The following is a 23,622-nucleotide window of genomic DNA, read 5'->3' as shown; positions in this document are numbered from 1 at the left end:
TAAAGCTTACTAACGTTCTCTGTACAGGAAAATAATTTCCAATATTAAAAGGGAAAGAAGGGAGACGTGGGGAATGGATAAGTACTACTATACAAGAGGAGTGATAAACATGAGCGAAGAAAAACTACCGAAAAGCTTCCCCCTTAAGTCCATCTTTGATAAGTTTGCCGAAAAAAGAGACGTGACACTTGTTTACGGGGATCCGATTAAACTTGAACACCGGACGATCCTGCCAGTGGCAAAAGTGAAGTACAGCGTAGGCGCCGGGAGTGGCTATGAAGACGGAGATGAAAATAAAAAAGGCAGCGGCGGGGTTGGAGGCGGCGGCCAGTTTTCAATTAAACCGGTTGGTGTGTATGACATAACGGATGAAAAAACAACGTACAAACCGGTAGTCCCGCTGGAACTGATTTTCATTATTCCTGTGATTATCACGGGGATTGCCATGCTGTTCGGTGCTAAATCAAAATAATTTATTGTGCGAGAGAATGACCACAATCCCAAAGAAGCTTTTTATACTTACAGCAGCTGAATTTCACCCGAAATAAAGGATTTTTAAAGATGGTTTCAAGTAGTGGGAAGTGGCTGCGGCCAGATTCCAGGTTGTTAAGATTACGTAAGAGTTTAAACTAAATTCGCTATATTACACATAACAGAAAAAACCGCAGATGCGCTAACGTCTACGGTCACTTACAACTGGCTCACTCAAAGAGTGGCTGGCTCAGGTTTCGTTGAAAATAGATCTCCCTTAAACTTGCGAAGGCTTAAGGAGGTCTATTTTTCTGTCTTATGACAAGTATATCCACCATTTAAAATCCCTTTTTTTATTATGTACAATACGGATTTTTAGGAATAACTTTCCTCTTCCCTGCTGTAAATTTCGTAACCAATATACCCGCCAAGGAGCCCGAGAGCGGCGCCCAAGCTTAATCCATAAGAAATAGAGAAAGTAAAAATGAAGCTTAACACCATGCCGGAACAACAGCCAATCACCATCCCCAGCGGAATCAGGCTATCGAGCAGAGTCTGCGCCCGTGTTGAGTTTTTCTTCCCAAGCGTCCCCTGCTTGTATTTCTGCTTCATCCGCATAACTACAAATAATGCCATCACTCCAACGAAAATGATTGGCAGCAGAATCGGTATCATTTCCATCACAAACTCCATCAGTGATTCCCCTTTCTGTTTTCTTCCGGGTAATTTTATGTGATCTACCTAAGTCGAGCTTTTAAAAGAAATAATTAAGGATCTAAACTTTCTTACTTCTAAATTTTTCATTTTTAATTCTACCACGGGAACTGATACTTTTTAGTTGAAATATGGAATTGAAAATTATATATCCTAATCTCTTTGCGACACCGTATACGGTACCATAATCACAAGAGTAAAAGGAGGTGAATCATTGCTGGAGTGGAATAACTGGTTGATAAAATGAAACGTCAACCGAATAACATAACGTTCTCAGAAATGAAAAAGGTTTTAGGAAATAGCCGAGAACCCTCGTGACTTCAGTCATGAGATGAATCGGCTTCGGGCGAGGGGAACGCAAGTACCCCTCGCCCGACTTTTTTTCTGTTCCTTGTGATATACTTTTCATGAGGGCGGATATCCGAAAAATTTTAATGAAACCCTAGTTAATTTATTGCTACAGAACACAAACAACAAGTATTCCCATAGATGCAAACCCTAGATAAGAAAGAACAAGGTGGTGGAGATCATGGAAACAATCGTACAACGTGGATATGTGTATGCTGCGATGCCTGCATCTAAGGAAGTCGAAACATATCTTCGTCAATGTTTCGGTGCGGCTCGCAAACTCTATAACCTGCATGTAGCGCACTTATACGATTATCTGGAAAAGAATGATTACCAGCCTGGGGAGCGCTTACCATCCATGAAAAAGATGCAAATGCCTTCTGTTTCCACGTTCAAAAAACAGTGTGTGGATGAACATGGATTTCCGTATCTTTATCTCGTAGATGCATTCGCCTCGAACGAGGCAAAACAACACTTTCAGAAAGCCATTTCCGCCTTTAATAAAATTGCGTATAAGAAGCAGTTCAAGAAATCTGCGTTGCAACGTCAAAAGACACTGAGGACGGAACTGACGTTCCGTGACCTCCAAGGGATGCCTCGTTTTCATAGCAAAAAAGGAAGCAAAGCGAGTTACACGACGTTCAACCAAAACGGGACAATCTCTATCAGAGAGGGAGTGCTGTATCTTCCTACGGCGCAGAAATCTCCGATGAACGAAGTTGCTTTAACATTAAATATGCACCGCCCCCTGCCAAAGGGAAGTAGTATCAAAAACGTCACGGTGTCTGTAAATGCACAAGGGAAATTCTACGTATCTCTCTGTGTGGCATTCCCAAAAGAAATAGCGCTCATAAAACAACCCAAACAGATCTTGGGCATCGATTATTCCCAATCTCATTTTTTTGTCGACAGCGAGGGTAAGAAAGCCAATTACCCGCAATATTATCGACAGGCAGAAGAACGATTGGCGAACGAACAACGCTTGTTGTCACGACGAGTAAAAGGGTCGAACCGCTGGGAGAAACAACGCCTTGTAGTGGCACGCTTACAAACGAAGGTAGCGAATCAGCGGAAAGATTGGTTGCATAAAAAATCTTATGCACTGGCACGGCGTTATGACATGGTCGTAGTCGAAGATATCGACCTTCGGTCGCTCAGTCAAAACAAACGATATGCGAAAAACCAGCAGGATAATGGATTCGGAACCTTTCGCCTGTATCTCCAATATAAACTGGAAGACAGAGGAAGGCGCTTTGTCAAAGCACCGAAGCAGTTTCCTTCTACGCAATTATGTTCGTGCTGTGGTTGTAAAAACACCTTGCTAAAAGGGGACGTGGGTATTCGCTACTGGAAATGCCCATCGTGCGAAGTTGCTCACGATCGCGACATCAATGCGGCATTCAACCTTAAACAATACGGAGAACGACACCTACACGAATCACACATATCTGCTTAAACAAGGACGGGTTGCTTGGAGCCCAAACAGCACCTCTTGCGTGGTTTAAAGGGCAAGGCGTTCGCCTTGTAGTCCGCTGTGAATTCCAGAGGTCGCAAGACCTCACAAGCCCGTGACTTCAGTCATGGGTTGTTGACAAGCTTATGGCTATGAATTGGCAAGGATCAAAGGAAGTCATCATATCTTTAATAAACTATACTTTTGAAGATCGCTGGCCTTTGCCGAGACAAAAACCTTTGAAACCTTACTTAATCAGAGAACTGTTGAAACGAATAGGGGAAGAGTGATTCCCCTGTTTCCAAACCCACTTTACAGTCATGGCATAAGATGAGTACTTTAGAAAAGAAACAGCTGAAAGAATATTTAGAACGGCCATATAATATCATTTTAAAAGCAATTCATGATGAAGCTGGCCAATACTATGCTGCCAGAGTATTGGAGTTTGATGGCTGCATCGCAACTGGAGAGACAAAAGAAGAAGCATATGCTGCTGTCTCGGAAGTGTTAGAAGGATTTATCGAGGATATGCTGGAAGACGGCGATCCGATTCCTGAACCGATAGGTGATGATCAATTCAGCGGGAACCTGAGAATCCGCATGCCAAAGAGCCTTCACCGCAATTTAAGTCAAGCTGCGAAGCTGGAAGGCGTATCTTTAAATCAGTATTTGATTCATAAGCTGAGTAAGTAACGGCACCAACTGCTTTTTTGCGATTAAGCTCTATCCTTGTATTTCAAAACAGAAAGCGATCTCAAAATGTATATTAAGTTGATATTTTGTAGGTGAAGTATGATTAGCAGAATACTTTGATAAGCCCGGCTTCACTCCCGGGATGATGCTTTCCTGCGGGCACGGCCTCAGCTAAATCGTTCCTTTCGGATCGATTTGATCTTCGGCTCGTGCTGACCCGCCAGAAGTCCCATCCCTTCGCTCTGCCGGTTATTTGTTTTTTTATCTTTCAAGAAATGCATCAATAAAAGCCAGCAGACCTCCTTCTAAAAAGGTCTGCTGGCTTTTTATAAATTATTTCTAATGTTAATTCCGTGCATTAGACATGCAGTTGTTTTTCTTTCTCCCTTACCTTTTCCTCAAACGCATCGAGCAGTTCCCGCACTTCATCGGTCGTCTCCGTCTGCATCAGCTGGTTTCTTAATTCTCCCCCGCCGCGGACACCGCGGATGTAGATTTTAAAGAAACGGCGGAGCGGCTTGAATAAAATCGGCTCGATTTCTGTGGAATATTTGTCGTGAAGATCAAGGTGCAGCCGCAGGAGGTCAAACATTTCCTTTGTGCTGTGCTCTCTCGGTTCTTTTTCGAACGCGAACGGATTTTTGAAAATCCCCCGCCCGATCATGACGCCGTCGATGCCGTATTTATTGGCAAGCTCGATACCGGTCTGGTAATCAAGAATATCACCATTAATCGTGAGGAGCGTTTTCGGTGCAATTTCATCGCGGAGGGCCTTGATCTCGGGGATCAGCTCCCAGTGCGCGTCGACGTTGCTCATTTCTTTTTTCGTGCGCAGATGAATCGACAGGTTGGCAATATCCTGCTTCAGTACGTGGGTCAGCCAGCCTCTCCACTCGCTTACGTCTGTATAGCCAAGTCTTGTTTTCACACTGACCGGCAGTCCACCGGCTTTTGCTGCCTGGATAATCGCAGCTGCATTTTCCGGCTCCCGGATCAAACCGCTGCCCTTCCCTTTCGCGGCAACGTTCGGCACAGGGCAGCCCATGTTAATGTCCACCCCTTTAAATCCCTGCTCCGCCATGCCGATACTCATTTCCCGGAAGTTCTCGGGTTTATCTCCCCAGATGTGTGCAACCATCGGCTGTTCATCCTCGGTAAACGTGAGGCGCCCGCGTACACTGTAGATTCCTTCCGGATGGCAGTAGCTGTCGGTATTCGTAAATTCTGTAAAAAACACATCGGGTCTTGCTGCCTCAGCCACTACATGACGAAAAACTACATTCGTTACATCTTCCATCGGCGCCAGTACGAAAAACGGCTTTGGCAGTTCTGCCCAAAAATTTTCTTTCATATTATATTCCAATCCTTTCGTATATAAAATAAAGGGTCCGCCCTTCATTTAACATTTCTTAGTTGTCTATCTATCGGCAAATGTCATATTTTTAAAGTTATTTCAATTATACGTAACCTTATACATTTTACACAAATCAGGCGTTTGTGCAAAGGGGCAGTATTCCTTTTCTCTCCTGAAGGTACGAGAACCTTCTTGCGCCACGGAGAAGTGCGCGGTACCATGGATAAAGATGGAAAGGAGGAACTTTCTTGGGAGAATTTATGATCATTTTCCAGAGTATTATCCTGCCGATATTTGTGATTATGACTGTAGGATATGTCCTCCAGATAAAATTCCAGATGAATCTGCAGACGCTCGCGAAATTAAATATATACTTTCTCGTACCCGGCTTTATTTTCGTGCAGCTGTACGAAACCGAAATTGCGGCTTCCCTGTTCGGGTATGTATTGTTATTTTTCGTTCTCTACTGTCTGCTGTTATATTTTCTCGGAGAAGGAATCGGCCGGGCGCTCGGACTGAAGGAGAAAAAGACAACTTTTACGAACAGCCTTATGTTTTTCAACTCGGGCAACTACGGCGTGCCGGTAAACGACCTTGTTTTCCGCGGGGATCCGTTTGCGATGTCCATTCAGGTGATTATCCTTACCTTCCAGAATATCTTTCTCTTTTCCTACGGTATTTTCTCCCTCCAGGCAGCCAATATCGGGCGCTTAAGGGCAGCTGCGGGCTACTTTAAAATGCCGGTGCTGTATGCGATGCTTCTCGGAGTGACGCTCAACTACTGGAACATCGGCATTCCTGAGTTTATCTGGACTCCCGCGAATTACGTGGCGGATGCCATGATTGCCATGGCACTCATTACGCTTGGCGCACAGGTGGCACAGTTTAAAATTACAACCCATCTTACTTCGATTTACTGGAGCATCGGTGCCAGACTGATTATCGGACCGGCAGTGGCGCTTGTTATTATCTGGCTGCTTCCCGTCGAAGGCGTCATGGCCCAGGCACTGTTTATTGCTTCCGCCATGCCAACCTCGGTAAACAGTGCGATCATTGCACAGGAATATAAAATCCACCCCGAATATGCTTCACAGGTGGTGCTGTTTTCAACGCTGTTCAGCGCATTCACCGTTTCTGTCGTGATTTATTTGTCGAGAATATTCTTTGGAGGGTAAGACGTAATCCAGCATTTGAGTGACGTTTTTTTATAAGTATTACTTCTTCCTCTACTCTCTATGTTTAAAAACCTCTACAGTACTGAAACGACAGTACAAGTAATATCACTGAGAGAGCAGTAAATAATAGTATTAGAGATAGAAAGTATTGAAAAAACAATCTTATCTCTTCCCTATTTCTCTAATTTACTGATATAAATAAAGATTTTTAAAAATATCACCTGAAATTCAGATGATCAGCATCCTCTCGTGTACAATGAATATATCATATATTCCCTATTTTGCATGAAATTCCTTTTAATAAAAATTCTTGAGATACAGGAGGGATATTGCCTTGTTTTATAAAGAATATGGAGAAGAGAATGCTGTAATGATAGTGTTTATCCACGGCGGCGGAGTAAGTGGCTGGATGTGGGAAAAACAGGTTGAGCACTTTCGTTCAACCTTTCACTGCCTGGTTCCGGATCTTCCGGAGCATGGGAAGAATACAGAGGGCTCACTGTTTACAATCGACAGTTCTGCGGAAGAAATTAATGTGCTGATTAAAGAAAAAAGTAAAGAAAAAAAGGTCATAGTGATAGGATTTTCGTTAGGTGCACAAATATTAATTGCCATGATCAGTAAGCAGCCGAAGCTGATTGATTTTGCAATGATTAATAGTGCGTTAGTAAAGCCGCTGCCGTTAGCAACTCCATTAATCCAATCGATGATGCTGGCATTCCCACTGATTAAAAATAGAACCTTTTCAAAAATTCAAGCTAAATCCATGTATTTAAAAGATTATCAGATTAAGACGTATTTTGAAGAAAGCAGGCAAATAAGCAGAGAGACTTTTCAAAGAGTGATGCAGGAAAATATGTCATTTTTCCTCCCCACTGATTTTCATCAAACAAAGGCTCGTCTATTCGTAACCGTCGGAGAAAAAGAGCGGCGCATCATGAAGGATTCTTTTGATGAAATTGTAGAAAGCAATCCTGCCTGCACAAGACTCATTATTCCTAACATGGGACACGGTGTTTCTTTAGGAAATCCCGAACTGTTTCACATGTTGCTGGAAGAATGGCTGGAAAAGGAAGCCATAGCAAATGATTTTCGCTGAACTCCTGTTTTATCGTTAACGTTTTAACATTTCTGGGCGTGCACCACTTCTAACAATCATTAGAAAAGTTTTCAATTTCATGGTAATCTCAAAAAAATAGAAAGGGGAAATTTAATATGAGCAGATCCATTCCAGAAATCACGCTGCACGATGGCATGACCCTGCCTGTACTCGGTTTAGGTACATATCAGCTGAAAGGAAAGCAGGGTGCTGAGGCGATACAGCACGCAGTAGATGAGGTAGGATATCGTCTTATCGACTCGGCTTATAACTACGAAAACGAAGGTACTGTTGGAGAAGCAGTCAGACGCTGCAGCACGCCGAGGAAAGATTTGCGGATTGCTTCTAAGCTGCCCGGCCGCTACCAGGAATATGACAAGGCGCTCGTAACAGTAGAGGAATCTTTATACCGCGCTGGCCTGGATTACTATGACCTGTATCTCGTCCACTGGCCGAACCCGAAGCAGGATCAGTATGTGGAAGCATGGCAGGGATTAATTGAAGCGAAAAAACGCGGCATGATCCGTTCTATCGGCGTCTGTAATTTTCTGCCGGAGCATCTTGAACGTCTCGAAAAGGAAACCGGAGAAAAGCCGAGCCTCAATCAGGTGGAGCTGCATCCTTTCTTTAACCAGAAGGAACAAAGAGAATGGCACGAACAGCACCAGATCGTTACCCAGTCCTGGAGTCCGCTTGCAAAAGCAAAAGATATTCTGGAAAACAATACGCTCCAGCAGATTGCAGAAGACCATAACAAAACCATTTCACAGGTAGTACTTCGCTGGCATTATCAGCTTGGTGCTGTCTCGATTCCAAAGTCTGCATCGCCGGAAAGACAGCTCGAGAATATCTCTATTTTTGATTTTTCCCTCCGTGATTCAGATATGAAAGCAATCTCTGAATTGACAAAAGCAGACGGCAGGCTGAATGATCAGGATCCTGCAGAGTATGAGGAATTTTAACGAAAAATATAATATTTGAAGCTTCATGTTAAAGTCCGCAGAGCAAAGCAGCATATCACAGCTGCCTGCTGCGGACTTTTTAAAACGGGTCGAAGCTGTCTGTCTTTGAGATCTGTCAGTATCTTCTCTTCTTCCTATAACTGCTTGTGAAAAAGTCCTGAAATTTTGAAATGGTTTTTAGATGGTTGACTTTTCCCAATTGCAGCTGTATTCTGATAATCACCAATTAAATATGCATTTTTTCTTATCCAGAGAAGTGGAGGGACTGGCCCTTTGACACTTCAGCAGCAGACTAGTAATAGTACTGTGCTAATTCCAGAAGCAGCAGGCTTGAAGATAAGAAGAGCAATTTGTCGTCATTCGCCAAACCCTCTTCTTTTGATTAAGAAGAGGGTTTGTTTTTTCATAAGACAATGGCGGGAGCAAGATAATAGGTAAAAGGGGAGAATAACATGACAAAACGAAGCTTGGAACAACGACTGCAAGAAGGAACGGTCATTGCCGGAGAAGGATTTTTATTTGAACTGGAACGCAGAGGCTATTTGCAGGCGGGCTCGTTTGTGCCGGAAGTGGCACTGGAGAATCCGGACGCGCTGAAGGAAACCTACCGTGATTTTATGAAGGCAGGATCTGATGTGGTGCTCGCTTTCACCTACAATGCCCACAGAGAAAAAATGCGCATCATCGGCAAGGAAGAGCTGCTCGAACCGCTGAACAGAAGTGCCATCCGCCTGGCGAAAGAAGTGGCAAAAGAACACCCCACGGAAGAAGCACTCGTTGCCGGGAATATTTCCAATACGAATATTTTCGATCCGGAGGACCCGGAATCGAAAGAAAAAGTCCGCGCTATGTTCGCGGAGATGATCGGCTGGTGTAAAGAAGAGGGTGTGGATTATATACATGCGGAGACGTTTTACTACCACGAGGAAGCAGTCATCGCCCTCGAAGAAATCCAGAAGCAGGGACTGCCCGCGGTGATTCTGCTGGGACTGATGGGCGAAAACATCCTGCGGGACGGGTATACCGTAGAAGATTCCTGCCAGGTGCTTTCCGAAAAAGGGGCACTGGTCGTAGGGATGAACTGCTTCCGCGGACCGGATACGATGCAGCCGTATTTAGAAAAAATACGTAAACAGGTAACCGGCTATACAGGAGGCCTCCCCGTTCCTTACCGGACGACGGAAGAACATCCGACATTCTTCAATCTGCCCGATGGCGGATGCAGCTGTCACCTGCCGACAGAAACCACTTTCCCGACGGCGCTCGAGCCGCTTTCCCATAATCGGTACGAGCTGGCAGAATGGGCGAAGGAAGCAAAGGATATCGGGATCAATTACATCGGATTGTGCTGCGGTGCCTCCCCTGCCATGATACGTGCAGTGGCAGAAGCCTGCGGTCTGGAAACGATCAACTCCCGCTATTCACCGGATATGGAAAAACATTTTCTGTTCGGTAAAGACAAGACGTTAAAACAGCATAATTTAAACTATCGTTCCAAAGCGTAAAACAGCAGATGCACCTATCTTTTTATTAACCTTGTGAAGGACATGGGCCGTTTGGATTTTCAATTTTCTCCTTTGCAGAGTCATAAGTATACAGTTTTCGTTTTTAAGAAAAACAGAAATTTTTTGTCGGTTCCTTACGCACCATGTAGTTTACGGAGGATACAAATCCTCTTTTATCTATGCTTTTCACAGATCAATATCCGTTAAAAGTCAAAGTGCGTGTCCCTGACTGGAACACGCACTTTCATTAATTTATTCTCATCCCTACTACAATGATAACAAGCAAAACGAGTGCAGCAGAACTGAACATATAATTGGTATGCGCCAGACTTAATGCTTCCAGCGTTTTATCTTTTTTCAGCGTTTCTCCCTCCAGTTTCTTCTTCAATCTGCGGCTGTACACAGAAAGCATCACCACCGTCAGCAGCACAATCATGGAGCCTGCCTGCTCCATAAAGATCATGTAGAACGGCAGTGTCTCCCGGTTGAGCTGCAGGATCATATACACTCCCGTCAGCATCACTACCACCGCTCCCGGCAGCACCCCGTAATTAATCCATATTCTGATTTTATTAATAACACTGCGGTAATTTTTCATCGGTTCGTCTTCCCGGACGAGTGATTGAAGCAGGAACCCGAAGGCAGTAAAGGATCCCAGCCATAATGCCACCCCGATAATATGAATAATATAAGATAAAGAATACATTTTCTCTACTTCCTTTCTTCAAAGTTTTTTTCATGGACGGGCCACCAGTTCCATTTTCCAAGAACCGTTACAATCGCTGGTACGAGTATTCCCCGGACGAGGAATGCATCCAGCAGAATGCCCAGACCTACGATAAAACCGAACATATATAATTCCATCAGCGGCTGTGTCATCAGCACCCCGAAAGTTGCGGCCAGTATAAGTCCTGCAGAGGAAATAACTCCGCCGGTCAGTGCGACCCCGCGTTTCACGGCAAAGTTGGTGCTGTAGTATTTTGCTTCCTCTCGTATACGGGAAATCAGCATAATATTATAGTCAACTCCAAGAGCTACGAGAAATACAAATGCATAAAGTGGGATCCGGTAGCTCATTGCCTCAAAACCAAACAAGTTGTGGAAAATAAACCAGCTTAGACCCAGTGCAGACAAGTAGGAAAGAAGAATCGTAGCCATCATATACAGCGGTGCTATGAGCGAGCGTGTCTGCCAGAACAGCATGAGCGTAATCACAAGGGTCACTGTCATTGCAACGACGAGCGTATCTCTCTCGTTTAGTGCACGGACATCTGCCTGCTTTGCCGATTCTCCTGCCAGGAATAAACTGAATTCTTCCGGAGGAAGGCCGCTCTCTGCAAGAAGTTCTTGCCGCTGCTGATTCAGCCGTTCTACTGTATCAAGGGAAGCATGATCATACGGATGCTGCGCCATGATCAATTGCCCGCTCAGTGCGTGCCCGGTTGCATCCAGATTGTTATTTTCTTCTATTTCCTCCAACGAAAGAAATGTCACTTCATAGACTCCGTCATCAGCACGGAGAAGTTGTTCAAGTTTTGCTATATACTCCCACTCTGCTTCATGTAAATCAAAACCATCTTCACTTTCTAATATCACAGTCACCGGTGCCAGGTCCCCCGCCGGATAGCTTTCTTCCATTACCTCAAAACCGACGCGGCTCTGCATTTCTTCCGGAAAAGAATTAATGAGGTTAAATGATTGTTGAATTGTGGGTACATTTGACGCGTTGATCACGAGAAAAATAAGTACCAGACTGCCGGTAAGTATCGGGCGCTTCGTTACGAGACTGCCTATACCGCCCCAGAACCGGTTCTTCTCCAGTGTTTTCTCACCTACTTTGGGAATCATCGGCCAGAATGCCCTCCGCCCAACTGCTGTAAAAAGGGCAGGGATAAGTGTCAGTCCAGCAAGCAGCACTACAGCGATAGTAACAGCAAAAGTATATGCGAAATTATTGTAAGGTCCATACTGTGCCAGTAATAAGACAAGCATGGCAGCAAACACCGTACCTCCACTGAAGAATATTGGTTTTGCTACGCCGTCCACGGCTTTGGTCATGGAAACAAACTTATTTTTCTGCAGCCGGAGTTCCTCCCTGAAACGGGAAAAGATAAACAGGCTGTAATCTGTGGTAGCACCTAGCAGCAGAATCATCACAATCGACAGCGACTGTGTTTCAATCGTAAAAATTTCGTTTGCTGCAAACATCCCGAGGACGCGGTCAGTTATTTGATATACAATACCCGCCGCTGCCAACGGAATAAATGCAAGCAGTGGTGATCGGTAAATAATGATCAGAAGTAAAAGTACGAGACCGATCGTAGAAAAAAGAAGTGTCAGATCTGCATTAGAAAAAATAGCAATTGTATCGGAAGCTATCCCTGCAGGACCGGTAACATACAGCTCTCCCTGTTCCAGAGTTTCCTCACCCTGCTGCATAATTTCCATTACTGTATCATTTATTTCTTCCATTGCCAGGCCGCTTTCTAAAACAACCGGAAGCACCATCGTAGTGCCGTCTTCAGATCGGAACGCTGAACGAGCCCCCTCTGGAAATTCATGGAACGGCACTGCTTCATCAATTGTATCTAAAGGAAAATCATCGGCAATCCATTCGGTGATCACTGCAATATTTTCCCATCCTGATCCATTGTTCCATTCTGTTTCCTGTGTAAAGACGAGGAGGGCCAGCTGCCCATCATCCTCCGGGAAATATTCCTGTATTTTTTCTTCAGCAATCACAGCATCTGCCTGTACAGGCAGATCATTTTCCCCTGTATTTATCGTATGATCATTTGCGGAAGGGGCAATGCTTAAGGCGCCGGCGGCAAACACCCATAGAAGAATTGTTATCCATACTGCTTTTCTGCTGGAGGTAAGCCTCAATAAGAACTTCATCATTTCTCTCCTTATAATATATTACTGCGTATAATTGAATGAACTCCGCTGCAGGACGTTATTTTTTCAGTGGCAGCTGAAACGTAAAGACTGTTCCTTGGCCAAGCTTGCTTTTTACAGTGATTTCCGTTTTATGCAGCTCCATTATCGATTTTACGATAGAGAGGCCGATGCCGGTGCCGCCCTTTCCCGTCCGGGACTTCTCCCCTTTATAAAATCGTTCCCAAATGTGCTTCAGCTGTGCTTCCGGAATACCTTTTCCTTCATCCTGGACATGCACTGCCAGCATATCTCCTGTTGTTTCAAGCTGGATACGGATTGTTTCCCCATTTAGGGAAAACTGCAGTGCGTTATGCAACAGGTTTACGAGTGCCTGTTCGATTCTATCTTTATCAGCCACCACGAATAGGTCTGTATCTTCAGGCTCCAGCTGAATTCCCACACCTTTTCTCTCCAGCTGCGGTTCGAGGAGCACAGCGATACGCTGCAGCTGTCTCGTTAAGTTGTATGGGGCCGGCGCAATTTCTATCTGTCCTGCTTCCAGCCGGCTCATATCGAGCGTGTCATTTACAAGCTGAATCACTCGTTCTGTCTCTTCTTTCATCAGGAGATAATAATGGTCCCGTTTATTTTCCGGGATGGTGCCGTCGAGCAGCGCGACAATAAATCCTTTCATTGAAGTAAGCGGCGATCGCAGATCATGGGAAACATTTGCAATGAATTCCTTGCGCATTTTTTCAAGACTGTTCAATTCTTCCGCCATATAATTAAACGTGTCTCCCAGCTGTCCGATTTCATCTCGGGAAGAGACCGTTACTCTGCGGGAAAAATCACCGGTTGCAAGCTGGAGTGCTGCCTCATTCATATGCCGGAGAGGGGCTGTAATTTTTTGTGATATGAAATAAATAATTCCTCCGGAAAAAGCGATTGTAATAATGAAAGGAATCAGCACCATGAGTGCCATCTGTTGATATTGATGATTAAGATCATGGAACACCATAACAGCCACATATGTCTCTTCATTACCAGGCACTGAGAAGGAATCTGCAATAATATAACTTAAATTCCCATTCATAGTAGCTCCTTCAGAAACGAATTCATCAGAAGCAGTGAGAATGATTTCCTGGTCCGGTTCATATTCAGCGTCGCCTTCCGGCTGAATGAACAATTCCCCTGTATTATCGTAGATGAATATATTGTAATTCCGGTGGTGCAGTGACGGCTGTATGAGGTCCGCTGTCTCCTCATCCGACCAGCCTTCCTCTGCACTTTGAGCAATCTGTTCCTGCAGCCGTTCGTAATGAAAGTCATACAATTCCTCATAATCATCGTAAAGATTCAAATGAAAAATGTAGATGAACACAAGTCCAAACAAGGTGAAAGATAGAAAAATAATCATTGAGTAACTGAGGAAAAGTTTTGTGAAAAGTGTTTTAGTTTTTATCATGATGTATTTCCTCAAATCTGTAACCGATTCCCCGGATCGTTGTAATGGACCATGATGCCTGATGACGATGAAGCTTATCCCGTACGCGCTTTATATGTACATCGATCGTACGGGGATCTCCCTCAAATTCAAACCCCCATACATTGTCGAGAAGCTGCCGCCGGGAGAGCACCTGATTTCGATGTACAGCAAAATAGTAGAGCAATTCCATCTCCCGTGGTGCTGTTTCTACGTTTGTGCCATTCACCCGGAGCCTGAAATCACGCTTATTAATCTCCATATTCGAAAAAACAAGTTCCTCCTGCTGATTGTCCGTTATCCCTGCCCTTCTTAACATGGCTTTTATTCTTGCACTGAGTTCATTTGGATCAAATGGTTTAACCATATAATCATCTGCTCCTATTTCCAGTCCTTTTACAATATCGTAGCTTTCTCCTTTTCCTGTGAGCATGAGAATAGGAATATGCCTATCATCGAGACGAATCATTCTGCAGACTTCCCAGCCGTCAATTTCCGGAAGCATCAGATCCAGGATTATACAATGCGGGGACATGTCATAATACATTTCCAGACCTGCACCACCATCGACTGCAATAAGCGGCTCAAAATTCATTTTTTTGACATACATAGAAATCAGGTCAGAAATATTCGGGTCATCTTCAATTATCAGTATCTTCACGGGAAGTTTCATCACTCACAGCTCCTCTTTCAATTACATTCTGCCTTCAGCATACTGCAACAGTTATTATTTTTACACAGCAATATGAACAGAGTGTTAACAACCAAGGAAAGTATTTCTTTTCAGGCCTTCTCATAACTCTCGTGCGCAAGTTGAGTTCAAGCTGAAGATTATTATATCTGCCGGCACTGCTCCTGGATAAATGCTTTCGTTCTCTCTTACAGCGGACGGTTTTTTTGCTGTACTTTAAAAAATTGGTCAATCAGTGACATAAATCTGTGAAAATGCCACCTGCTCCTTCTTTTATAACTTAATATCATTTTTTGCTCTTTCGTTTTATAAATATACTGTGGCGCAAAAGAGCTCCTGTAGAATTTTTGCATTCTGGACTAAATAAACAATTGTATTATCCAGAATAATCTTGGAATTTATTAGAAATAAAACTATATTATTCAAGGAAAACAAATCCTAAATTTAGTAAATTATAGTATACTTAAAATGTTCGGCTGTATAAGATTTAAAGAGGATCCGATCAGCCAAGCTGGGCAGTTCCCTCCTCGTAAGAAATGTTAGTAAAATTGAAAAATAAAAAGGAGAAAGAAAATGAATTTAGCGCTGCAAACTGAAAGGCTTATACTTACCCCTTGTACTGACAAAACATTATTAATCTATGCTACGAAGGGATATGAGCTTGGACCTCACATTGAAATGTATCTCGAGGAAGTTAAAAAAGATGCATCTGCTTTAGGCTGGGGAGTCTGGCTTGTGATTGATAAACAAACAAATAATATCATTGGGGATATAGGGTTTAAGGGGAAACCTGATAAAGATAATTCGCTGGAAGTAGGATATGGCATTACCTCTGCAGAACAAAACAAGGGTTACGCAACAGAGGCATTAAATTGTCTTATTGAATGGGCATTTAACGCTGATTCGGTACATAAAATAATAGCTGAATGTCTGGAGGATAATATCCCATCCATAAAAGTACTAAAAAAACTAAACATGGTAAAAATGAAAAAGGATAACCAAATGCTCTACTGGCAGTTAAATAAAAGCGCAGGTAAGAGCCTTGCTCTTTAACTATTTTCCCAAAGAAAATTCCTCGAATTGGAACTTCCTTTTTTTCATGTGATATGTACAGTAAACTTCACATTCACTTTTCACACAAAAAAGAATCTTCTTCTCGACTAAGAATAGAAGATTCTAATAAAAAGAAAATACCTTTATGAATCAGCAGTGCAAGTGAAGCTGTCTCCAATTTGAATATCTCACGATCGCATGTACGATAAAGGTTCCATTCTGGTTCTCAGCGAACAAACGGACAACCTGCAGTTATAATCCAGGAAAGAATAATACACCTGCTTAGATAGTACTTTTGCCGAACTATATAGTAACAATGATAATCAGTATTACTGACTACTGAAGTAAAATAAAAACCGGAAAATAAGATTGTTATTTTCTCAGTTTCACTTCTGCGGCTGAATTTCTATAGAGACTGCACTATTCATGAAATTGCTCATTCACTCGAATCTGGGCAAAAGACAATTATACTTCTCCGTTGTTCTGCCCTATTTTTTTGTTTAATTTTTCTCGGTACTTGTCGTGCCAGGTAACAGTATCTTTGAGCAGTTCGTCACAAAAAGCGGCAACGTCCTCTCCAGTAAGGTCAGTTACTTTTCTTCCATCAGCTGCACCTTCTTCGAACATATCCAGAATCCCGCCAAAAATTCGTTTTATATCTTCCCAATCAGACAGACCGCCCGAGCTCCACAAATATTCTTTAATTGCTTTATAAGCGTTTTGGTACTCCAGCGGCAAAGCTTTCGCCCGTGCTTCCATCGCTTTCCATTCCCGCTTCTCTTTCCGATTTCCAATAATTTTTTCAAATATACTCATCATGATTCTCCTTTCGATTTTGCATTCATTTTCAGTTCAGTCATTCTGCTTGATACGAACTCCCACTTCTTCCAGAAATTTTTCAGGTGTTCTTCTCCCGCTTCATTGAGCATATAAAATTTTCTGGGCGGTCCTTTCGTGGATGGCTTTTTTTCGATATCGACCAGGTTGTTTTTCTCCAGCCGCATGGTAATTGCGTAGACTGTGCCTTCTACCACATCTTCAAAACCGAGTTCTCTCAGCTGCTGCGTAATTTCGTAACCGTAAGTCTCGCCGTGGCTGATAATCTCCAGTACACAGCCTTCCAGAACTCCCTTGAGCATTTCCGTATTGTTATCCAAACGAACCCTCCTCCCAAATATCATAAAATCTGCAATACAGTATTCATTAATACTACTTACTAGTATATAGTAATACTGAATACTGCAATAGTCAAGCCTGTTTCTTTATAAATGAGTAAATGATTAGACAGTTGTTCCATAAACTTTATTCATCCCACAGAATCTACTCCGCGTACAGGACTTCTCTCAGTGCATTTGTTGCGACCATCGATAAATTATAAGCAAAGTGTTATATAGTCAATATCGAATTATTCTTCTTAAAAAAAGTTTGTTAACTGAAACTTATAATTTTCTATTTTACTCAGGTTAATATGTAAGTTCTTTTCGAAAAATATTGTGTCCCCTTCTGGTATACGTTAATTTACATGAAATTGCTAACATCTTCTAATTAAGATCTGGCATTTTCGGCGTACAAAAAAAGCACCTGGTTTCAGGCACCTTTTTCACTTAAATTCAATTGCCCGTAAATTGTTCGGGTCAATTTTTCTTAGAGTATTTAATTCCTGCTGCGTTGGGGCGGCATTTACCGGAACTTCTGTTTCGTGTATTTTGAATCCGGTCTGGGCTTTAACTTCTTCGACTGTCGTTCCAGGGTGGATGGAATCAAGAACTAACCTTCCTTTAAAATAATCAAAAACACACAGGGGCGTGACTATTTTCCACAAGTTTCCTTTTGTTGTAATGAAGTCCACATGTTCTACAAATGTACGGACGTCATGCTTCGTTCTCCAGACAATCGCCTTTTTTGCCGTAGGTATCAACACTGCGCTTCCTGCTCCTCCTGGCAGTCTCACCTTTAGATTATCCGGTGTACCGATAATCGAAGCATTTACATGACCGTGCTGATCAAATTGAACACCTCCGAGAAAGGCCACGTCCAATTTGCCTCTTATAGACAGATCAAATACGTCCAGGAGACTGAAAGTGGATTCACTGTGGCGCACCAATTCCGTACCTGCCGAGGAATAACTTGTATTTCGAAGAGTTGAAGGGTTCACGCCACCAGGGATGTTCAAATGCACCATAGAAGGAGCATGAAGTGCCTTGGCTAACATCATGGAGACCATGGGCATATGTGAAGATACCCCGTGGAACGCTACTTCTCCGTCTTGAAGAAGCCGCGACATCGCGCACGTCATCATATCTGCTGTTGTATAAGCCATTTTGTCCCTCATCGTCTAAATCCTCCTGCTTGTTGACGTAGACCTTTTCGATCAGTTTGATCATAGTTATCAAGCCAAATCTGGTGATCCTTTTTCTCCCTGCCCGATAGGAATTTCTTCAGCATACGGTGATCTACTTCATAAAGTCCTTCATAGCTGCACGGTTTGGCCCCACCGGGTACTTCAATCACCGCATCGGTCATGAAGCCAGGGATATCAATCGTCTTTTTCCCGTACGTGCCTTTTAATGATGGGATGATTTTTTCAGCTGTGATAATCACATGATCTGCCGCTCTCCAAATAATCTCATCATCATACTTTGCCCCGTTGATGATGGCGTTACCCTGTTCATCAGCCTGATGGACATGGATAATCGCGACATCTGGTTTGAGTGTTTTAACCAAAGTAACAGGCTCCTGACCGCCAAAGGGATCATCGACTACTTTGAAATAGTCATTCTCCACGAGAAGATCACTGTACAGCAGGCCATGAACCGGCATAAAAGGTACATTCATGATGGCGCCTCTCAAAGCACATAGGACCGTGTAGCAAGCATGCTCATTTCCTGTGATTCGCTTTTCTTCCACGCCTTTGCGGTAGTGCATGCATAGCCCGTAGACGGATTCATAGCTGACGAAACCCGCATCCACAGTGTCTACCAGGCCCATTGCGCATAACAGATCAATATCAAGTGCGCCTGCTGTTTTTACGATCTTGAGTTTGCTGATCTCCTGCCTGGCAATTTCTCTCACAGCTGCCATAGGCGCACGATGAAGCGCGTTACCGCTGAAACAAAGCCGGCTTCCCGGTCTGATAAACTGTTTGATTGCTTCTTCAAGTTCCATGCGTTTCGACATCTCTATGACCTCCAATTATTTTACTGCGTTACTAACAATATGAACGGCATCCCAAACACCAGCAAAGGGCGGTGCATAACAAAAATCGACCATTCCTAATTCATCTGTCGTCATTTCGTTATGAACAGCAAGAGCAATAAGATCTACTCTTAACACGGCACCCTTTTCACCGACGATTTGGCCTCCAAGGATTTTTTTCGTCCGCTTCTCACAAATCAGCTTTAATTCAAGAGGGACGGAGCCAGGATAATACTGAGGATGGTCTCTTGCTGTCAGAGTCACCGTGGAAATTTCGTCATACCGCTCTTCTGCCTCAGACTCGCTCATACCCGTACGACCCATTTCCAGATTAAATAGTTTTATGGCTGCACTGCCAAGGGTTCCTGTATATTTACGCCTTGCCCCGGCAATATTTTCTCCTGCGATTCTCCCGCATTTATTTGCATTGGTTCCAAGGGGAATGAAATCTGTTTCATCTTTTACTTTGTTATAAACCGTTGCACAATCACCCGCCGCAAAGACGCCAGGTATGTTCGTTTTCATTTCTTTATCAACTATGATGGCACCTCGCTGATCCAACCGTAACGGCGTCGCATGAAAGAGAGATGTCGCTGGGCGTACGCCGGTGGCTAGCACGATATAATCAGTCTCGTAGGTTCCTCGGTCTGTGACGACCTTTCGCTTTGCACCTGTTTCATGAATCTCTTTCAACGTTTCTGAGAGATGGAGACTGACGCCATTCTTTTCCATCTCTTTTTGTGCAATGTCTACTATTTCCGGGTCAAAAGGCATCAGTATTCTCTTCGCCATTTCAATCACACGAACCTGTTTGCCCATCGTTCGAAGCGCTTCAGCCATCTCAATCCCGATATACCCTCCTCCGATAACGGTAACATCGGAAACGTCATCGCCTTGAAGTCGTTCCTTCATACCAAGTCCATCTTCCATGGTTTTTAACACCCGGACATAGTCATTGTCTATTCCCGGCACTGGAGGGATAATCGGTGATGTTCCTGTGGAGATCATCAAACGATCATAAGGATCGATCCAAACTGAACCCGTTATCAGGTCTTTCACCATGAGCTGCTGTCGGTCAAAATCCACTTTCACAACTTCGTGGTTCAAGTTCACTTGAATATTCTGTTTTTGGAATTCTTCTACTGACCTGGCAATCATCCGTCTGTGGTCGTCATTTTCATCTGAAATATAATACGGCAGTCCACACGCCCCATAAGTGGGGAAGGCACCTTTCTCATAGACGACAATCTCTGCGTCAGCATTCATCCGTCTTAACTTGGATGCGGCCGACATTCCCGCCGCGATACCTCCGATTACAATAAGCTTCATGGGGTTTCCTCCTCCTTCACCAGGATGGCTGGCGTGTCATCCTTGTCTTGTTCAAACATTTCTCTTGCCGTCTCTTTACCATGAAATGCTTTCGCGCCTTCCCTGTAGAGAGGTATCGAAAGCGCACCTTTATCGCTTCTTACCGGTAATGGCTCGTGACATCTTTAAAAAGTTCAGGGTATACACGCCACCATAGATATTGATTTGAATCTCCATCATCGGTCGTTGCCAACACCGGTTAGCACGCATAGCTTGTTCGTTCATCGCAAAACCAAACTGTCCGCCTCACGTCACAAGCGACGACATTGGATTGCAGTGATCCTTTGTACTCCTCACTGGCGTAGGTCTCCTTAGAACTGCCATAAACAATGCGATTCCTGGGCTTCAACACCAATATCCCAGCAAAAATCAATCAGCCCTGTCTTATGTAAGAAACAGACATCGAAGTAAAACCTCTACGACAGAATATCAAAAAAAGATTTTACTCGACGCTTCCTTTAAAGCATTGCAGGACGAAGAACTTTTAGCGTTTTTGGCGATATTCATCATTTCTGAAATCTTAGTTGTCCTTGCAAATGGGCAGGAGGGTTTTATCTTTTCTGCGGACCAAACATAATCCCGGCAAAAAATGGAGATAAATATAAGGTTTCCTTAATGTATATTTTGTCGATCTGATGATGTTCCGTCTCATAAACTAACACCACAGGATTCTCTTCATGACTTTAGCTTTCAACTATAGGTTTGCTATCAATAATTCCTACGACCAGCATATCCACGGGGGTGTCGCGGTGAAGCCCGTGTTTAACTTGCTCACCTGTGGACAGAAGGACATATTCCCCTTTTCCAGCTCCGATGATATCTGCAGCAACCCGGTATTCTTTCTGTTTTTGATGCATCAATTCGATGACCAGCAGCGTATAGCCCTGCAGCGAATCTAATTTTCGTGTCGAGACGACGTTGGAAATGACTTTTCCCATTAACATGTTCATCACCAACTTTCTTTTACGATTTCACCTGATTCTGACCCTTGGATCAGGAAGGCATTTCCATCATCTGTATCTATATGCATATCAAGTTTATATGTGTCTTTTACGCGAACGGTGACATTCCCCATAATCCCTGGTTTTTCACCAGAAACCTTCACAGCAATCCGGTCGCCATCCATAACGTGAAACCTGCTTGCGTCCTCAGGAGTCATATGAACATGACGATCGGCAATGATGCACCCTTCCGACAGGCTTAACTTCCTGCCATTGATTGCAATCAGGGTTACGGCTTCTGAACCTTCGAGGTTTCCCGACCTTCTCACCGGTGGTTTGAGACCTAATTTCCTTGCATCCGTCATTGAGACCTCAACTTGTGTCTGGCCTCTTGAGGGACCAAGGATTCTGACATTGTCAATGCGTCCTCTAGGTCCTTCTATACTTACTTTTTCTTGACATGCATATTGACCAGGCTGGGAAATGTTCCGGAAATAAGTCAGTGAATATCCTTTTCCAAAAAGAGTTTCCACATGTTCTGGAGATAAGTGAACATGACGGGCTGAAACACTGATTGGGATCTTTTGAGTGAGAACAATTTGTATGCCCTTTTCTTCTAAGATCTTCGTTATCGAACGATAGATTTCTTTCTCAATCTGCATTTGATTCATACCGTCATATCACTCCTTATCATTTATTTCATCATGGGTAAAATTTTTATTACATCGTCGTGCGGTCTTGGAATTACGTGCGCAGCAACCAGTTCACCTGTTCTTTCAACCGCTTCACTGCCTACATCGATAGCAGCTTTCACAGCTCCTACTTCGCCCTTGATCACGACTGTGACGAGTCCGGATCCGATCTTCTCGCTGCCAACCACTTCCACATTCGCTGCCTTAAGCATGGCATCTGCTGCTTCAATAGCTGCTGTTAATCCTCTGGTTTCAATCATCCCGAGTGACTGGTTCATATTATTTTCCTCCTTGTTTTGCATCTTGTTTTATATCTTGTTTAGGTAACAGTCTTGCCAAATCACTATGCGGACGAGGAATGACATGAACAGCGACAAGTTCTCCAATTCTTTGGGCTGCTTCTGAACCAACTTCGGTCGCTGCTTTCACTGCACCCACATCACCCTGCACCATAACAGAAACCAGTCCAGATCCAATTTTCTCACTGCCTACAATTTGAACATTTGCCGCTTTTAACATGGCGTCCGCTGCTTCAATGGCCGCTGTTAAGCCTCTAGTTTCGATAAATCCTACAGATTCACTCATTGTTAGTATCCTCCTTTTTTTTACGTTCTTCGCCAAGATAATTCATGATTTCATCTGATGGCTGGGAAATCAGCACGGTGTTCATCAAATAGTGACCATCAAACTGACTGCTTATCGTGACAGCAATATCAAGGGCCGCCTGCACATTTTCAATCGTACCGCCAATTACGAGCGTCACTAGTCTTCCGCCGAGATCGTTCTCACTGGAGACGAAAACGACTTCAGATCCCTTGCACATGGCGTCAAGAAGCTGAGATGCCAGCGTGAAATACTTTACTTCAATAAGGCCGATTGCATCATATTGTTCAACTACCATCTTCATCACCTCTTTGCATGCCCTGCTGATATTTAGTTATCATTCGTTCCCAGCCCGGGTAAGGCTTGGCGATAACCCGCCCAGAGATATCACCCGTCAATGAACAATTCATCGCTTCTTCCACCGCCATCTGCACCGAGGCCAAATCACCTTTTATCACTATTGTCAGATACCCGGAACCGAGTTGTTCCAATGACTCAAGTTCAATGTGATTTGACTTGAGCATGTGATCAAGAACAACCAAAGCCTCCACATACTGCCGGGCTTCAATGAAGCCGAATGAAAGCTTGTCGTAATTCATTATCCGATCACCTTCTTCTTCACCTTGCCATTGGTTAATAGACCCGCCATACGGTTATCGGTTTTCGGGATAATCGTTGTTTTCACAACATCTTCAGACAGATAGTTCAGCGCTTTCGTTCTTGCAGCTTGCATTGCCATTTCCACATTGGCTATGTCCCCTCTAAATTTCACTTGAACAACCAGGGGGATCTCCGCCTTGTCCCCCTCTATCGGATTATTACAGTCAATTCCTTCAATCGTAACGTCTGCGTATTTCACTGCTTGATCCGCTGCAGCGATGGCAACACTGAAGCCGAGTACTTCGAGCATACCTAATGCTTTATTCATCGTGTCCACCATCC

26 protein-coding genes and 1 riboswitch are annotated in these 23,622 nt (G+C 43.7%); of the genes, 8 read left to right on the top strand and 18 right to left on the bottom strand.

The genetic code is table 11. The annotated features are described in order from the left end of the window. Positions 1 to 73: 73 nt before the first annotated feature. Positions 74 to 472 carry a GerW family sporulation protein gene (locus BLP92_RS12505; protein ID WP_090843295.1) on the top strand — a complete coding sequence of 133 codons (399 nt, stop codon included), beginning with the start codon at positions 74 to 76 and terminating at the stop codon, positions 470 to 472. A 374-nt stretch (positions 473 to 846) separates the two neighbouring features. Here the strand turns inward: BLP92_RS12505 and BLP92_RS12500 are convergent, their stop codons facing one another. Beyond that, entirely contained in the window at positions 847 to 1,164 is a 318-nt protein-coding gene (locus tag BLP92_RS12500) for a hypothetical protein (RefSeq protein WP_090843294.1), read from the bottom strand. A 550-nt stretch (positions 1,165 to 1,714) separates the two neighbouring features. Here BLP92_RS12500 and BLP92_RS12495 point away from each other — a divergent pair. Both BLP92_RS12495 and BLP92_RS12490 read left to right on the top strand, forming a co-directional pair. Further along, on the top strand, positions 1,715 to 2,989 hold the full coding sequence (locus tag BLP92_RS12495) for an RNA-guided endonuclease InsQ/TnpB family protein (RefSeq protein WP_090843293.1): 1,275 nt from the start codon (positions 1,715 to 1,717) through the stop codon (positions 2,987 to 2,989). A gap of 327 nt (positions 2,990 to 3,316) precedes the next feature. Then, positions 3,317 to 3,679: a toxin-antitoxin system HicB family antitoxin gene (locus tag BLP92_RS12490; RefSeq protein ID WP_090843292.1), complete on the top strand. Its 363-nt coding sequence runs from the start codon at positions 3,317 to 3,319 to the stop codon at positions 3,677 to 3,679. Between the two features lie 358 nt (positions 3,680 to 4,037). On the opposite strand, the gene BLP92_RS12485 is transcribed toward BLP92_RS12490, so the two are convergent. Then, positions 4,038 to 5,030 (bottom strand): tRNA dihydrouridine synthase, encoded by a 993-nt coding sequence (locus BLP92_RS12485; protein ID WP_090843365.1) that lies wholly within the window; start codon positions 5,028 to 5,030, stop codon positions 4,038 to 4,040. Between the two features lie 251 nt (positions 5,031 to 5,281). Between BLP92_RS12485 and BLP92_RS12480 the strand changes: the two genes are divergently transcribed. The 4 genes from BLP92_RS12480 to BLP92_RS12465 all read left to right on the top strand — a co-directional run bounded on the left by BLP92_RS12480 (position 5,282) and on the right by BLP92_RS12465 (position 9,774). Continuing rightward, positions 5,282 to 6,208 (top strand): AEC family transporter, encoded by a 927-nt coding sequence (locus BLP92_RS12480; protein WP_090843291.1) that lies wholly within the window; start codon positions 5,282 to 5,284, stop codon positions 6,206 to 6,208. A gap of 328 nt (positions 6,209 to 6,536) precedes the next feature. Next, a complete protein-coding gene (locus BLP92_RS12475) occupies positions 6,537 to 7,307 on the top strand; it encodes an alpha/beta fold hydrolase (protein WP_090843364.1) in 771 nt (256 codons plus the stop codon). Between the two features lie 116 nt (positions 7,308 to 7,423). Further along, positions 7,424 to 8,269: an aldo/keto reductase gene (locus BLP92_RS12470; protein ID WP_090843290.1), complete on the top strand. Its 846-nt coding sequence runs from the start codon at positions 7,424 to 7,426 to the stop codon at positions 8,267 to 8,269. 241 nt (positions 8,270 to 8,510) lie between these two features. After that, a riboswitch (SAM riboswitch) is annotated at positions 8,511 to 8,612 on the top strand. A 109-nt stretch (positions 8,613 to 8,721) separates the two neighbouring features. Beyond that, positions 8,722 to 9,774, top strand: a complete 1,053-nt coding sequence (locus BLP92_RS12465) for a homocysteine S-methyltransferase family protein (protein WP_090843289.1) — start codon at positions 8,722 to 8,724, stop codon at positions 9,772 to 9,774. Between the two features lie 247 nt (positions 9,775 to 10,021). On the opposite strand, the gene BLP92_RS12460 is transcribed toward BLP92_RS12465, so the two are convergent. Genes BLP92_RS12460 through BLP92_RS12445 form a run of 4 tightly spaced genes read right to left on the bottom strand, consistent with a single transcriptional unit; the run spans position 10,022 to position 14,810 of the window. Further along, positions 10,022 to 10,480: a hypothetical protein gene (locus tag BLP92_RS12460; RefSeq protein WP_090843288.1), complete on the bottom strand. Its 459-nt coding sequence runs from the start codon at positions 10,478 to 10,480 to the stop codon at positions 10,022 to 10,024. A gap of 5 nt (positions 10,481 to 10,485) precedes the next feature. Continuing rightward, positions 10,486 to 12,672: an MMPL family transporter gene (locus tag BLP92_RS12455; RefSeq protein WP_090843287.1), complete on the bottom strand. Its 2,187-nt coding sequence runs from the start codon at positions 12,670 to 12,672 to the stop codon at positions 10,486 to 10,488. 58 nt (positions 12,673 to 12,730) lie between these two features. Further along, positions 12,731 to 14,119 carry a sensor histidine kinase gene (locus tag BLP92_RS12450; RefSeq protein WP_090843286.1) on the bottom strand — a complete coding sequence of 463 codons (1,389 nt, stop codon included), beginning with the start codon at positions 14,117 to 14,119 and terminating at the stop codon, positions 12,731 to 12,733. Further along, on the bottom strand, positions 14,106 to 14,810 hold the full coding sequence (locus tag BLP92_RS12445) for a response regulator transcription factor (RefSeq protein WP_090843285.1): 705 nt from the start codon (positions 14,808 to 14,810) through the stop codon (positions 14,106 to 14,108). Before BLP92_RS12445 ends, BLP92_RS12450 begins: the two co-directional genes overlap by 14 nt. Before the next feature lie 591 nt (positions 14,811 to 15,401). Between BLP92_RS12445 and BLP92_RS12440 the strand changes: the two genes are divergently transcribed. Then, a complete protein-coding gene (locus tag BLP92_RS12440) occupies positions 15,402 to 15,881 on the top strand; it encodes a GNAT family N-acetyltransferase (RefSeq protein ID WP_090843284.1) in 480 nt (159 codons plus the stop codon). 465 nt (positions 15,882 to 16,346) lie between these two features. Here BLP92_RS12440 and BLP92_RS12435 read toward each other — a convergent pair whose 3' ends face one another. The 12 genes from BLP92_RS12435 to BLP92_RS12380 form a co-directional block, all read right to left on the bottom strand. Further along, positions 16,347 to 16,697 carry a DUF1048 domain-containing protein gene (locus BLP92_RS12435; RefSeq protein WP_090843283.1) on the bottom strand — a complete coding sequence of 117 codons (351 nt, stop codon included), beginning with the start codon at positions 16,695 to 16,697 and terminating at the stop codon, positions 16,347 to 16,349. Next, positions 16,697 to 17,038: a PadR family transcriptional regulator gene (locus tag BLP92_RS12430; protein ID WP_090843282.1), complete on the bottom strand. Its 342-nt coding sequence runs from the start codon at positions 17,036 to 17,038 to the stop codon at positions 16,697 to 16,699. The genes BLP92_RS12435 and BLP92_RS12430 overlap by 1 nt, the downstream gene beginning before the upstream one ends. A 443-nt stretch (positions 17,039 to 17,481) precedes the next feature. Next, positions 17,482 to 18,213, bottom strand: a complete 732-nt coding sequence (locus tag BLP92_RS12425; protein WP_090843281.1) for a CoA-transferase subunit beta — start codon at positions 18,211 to 18,213, stop codon at positions 17,482 to 17,484. After that, positions 18,210 to 19,058 (bottom strand): CoA transferase subunit A, encoded by an 849-nt coding sequence (locus tag BLP92_RS12420; protein ID WP_090843280.1) that lies wholly within the window; start codon positions 19,056 to 19,058, stop codon positions 18,210 to 18,212. Before BLP92_RS12420 ends, BLP92_RS12425 begins: the two co-directional genes overlap by 4 nt. Positions 19,059 to 19,073: 15 nt before the next feature. Continuing rightward, on the bottom strand, positions 19,074 to 20,405 hold the full coding sequence (locus tag BLP92_RS12415; protein WP_090843279.1) for a CoA-disulfide reductase: 1,332 nt from the start codon (positions 20,403 to 20,405) through the stop codon (positions 19,074 to 19,076). Between the two features lie 722 nt (positions 20,406 to 21,127). Next, positions 21,128 to 21,394 (bottom strand): EutN/CcmL family microcompartment protein, encoded by a 267-nt coding sequence (locus BLP92_RS12410; RefSeq protein WP_244516834.1) that lies wholly within the window; start codon positions 21,392 to 21,394, stop codon positions 21,128 to 21,130. Next, positions 21,394 to 22,056 carry a phosphate propanoyltransferase gene (locus BLP92_RS12405; RefSeq protein WP_090843278.1) on the bottom strand — a complete coding sequence of 221 codons (663 nt, stop codon included), beginning with the start codon at positions 22,054 to 22,056 and terminating at the stop codon, positions 21,394 to 21,396. Before BLP92_RS12405 ends, BLP92_RS12410 begins: the two co-directional genes overlap by 1 nt. Before the next feature lie 23 nt (positions 22,057 to 22,079). Beyond that, positions 22,080 to 22,355, bottom strand: coding sequence for a BMC domain-containing protein (locus BLP92_RS12400; RefSeq protein WP_090843277.1), 276 nt, complete (start codon positions 22,353 to 22,355; stop codon positions 22,080 to 22,082). A 1-nt stretch (position 22,356) separates the two neighbouring features. Next, positions 22,357 to 22,662, bottom strand: coding sequence for a BMC domain-containing protein (locus tag BLP92_RS12395; protein WP_090843276.1), 306 nt, complete (start codon positions 22,660 to 22,662; stop codon positions 22,357 to 22,359). Further along, complete coding sequence (locus BLP92_RS12390) at positions 22,655 to 22,978, bottom strand: BMC domain-containing protein (RefSeq protein ID WP_175444282.1); 324 nt, start codon at positions 22,976 to 22,978, stop codon at positions 22,655 to 22,657. Before BLP92_RS12390 ends, BLP92_RS12395 begins: the two co-directional genes overlap by 8 nt. Further along, positions 22,968 to 23,279, bottom strand: a complete 312-nt coding sequence (locus tag BLP92_RS12385) for a BMC domain-containing protein (RefSeq protein ID WP_090843274.1) — start codon at positions 23,277 to 23,279, stop codon at positions 22,968 to 22,970. The genes BLP92_RS12390 and BLP92_RS12385 overlap by 11 nt, the downstream gene beginning before the upstream one ends. Then, the gene (locus BLP92_RS12380; RefSeq protein WP_244516832.1) at positions 23,279 to 23,620 is read right to left on the bottom strand and encodes a BMC domain-containing protein; all 342 of its coding nucleotides are present in this window, start codon (positions 23,618 to 23,620) and stop codon (positions 23,279 to 23,281) included. The genes BLP92_RS12385 and BLP92_RS12380 overlap by 1 nt, the downstream gene beginning before the upstream one ends. Positions 23,621 to 23,622: the final 2 nt, after the last annotated feature.

Origin of the sequence: Alkalicoccus daliensis (assembly GCF_900103955.1) — a bacterium.
Lineage (GTDB): Bacteria > Bacillota > Bacilli > Bacillales > Salisediminibacteriaceae > Alkalicoccus > Alkalicoccus daliensis.
Note: the sequence above shows the minus strand (reverse complement) of the source record. Positions and strands in the feature narration are given on the sequence as shown.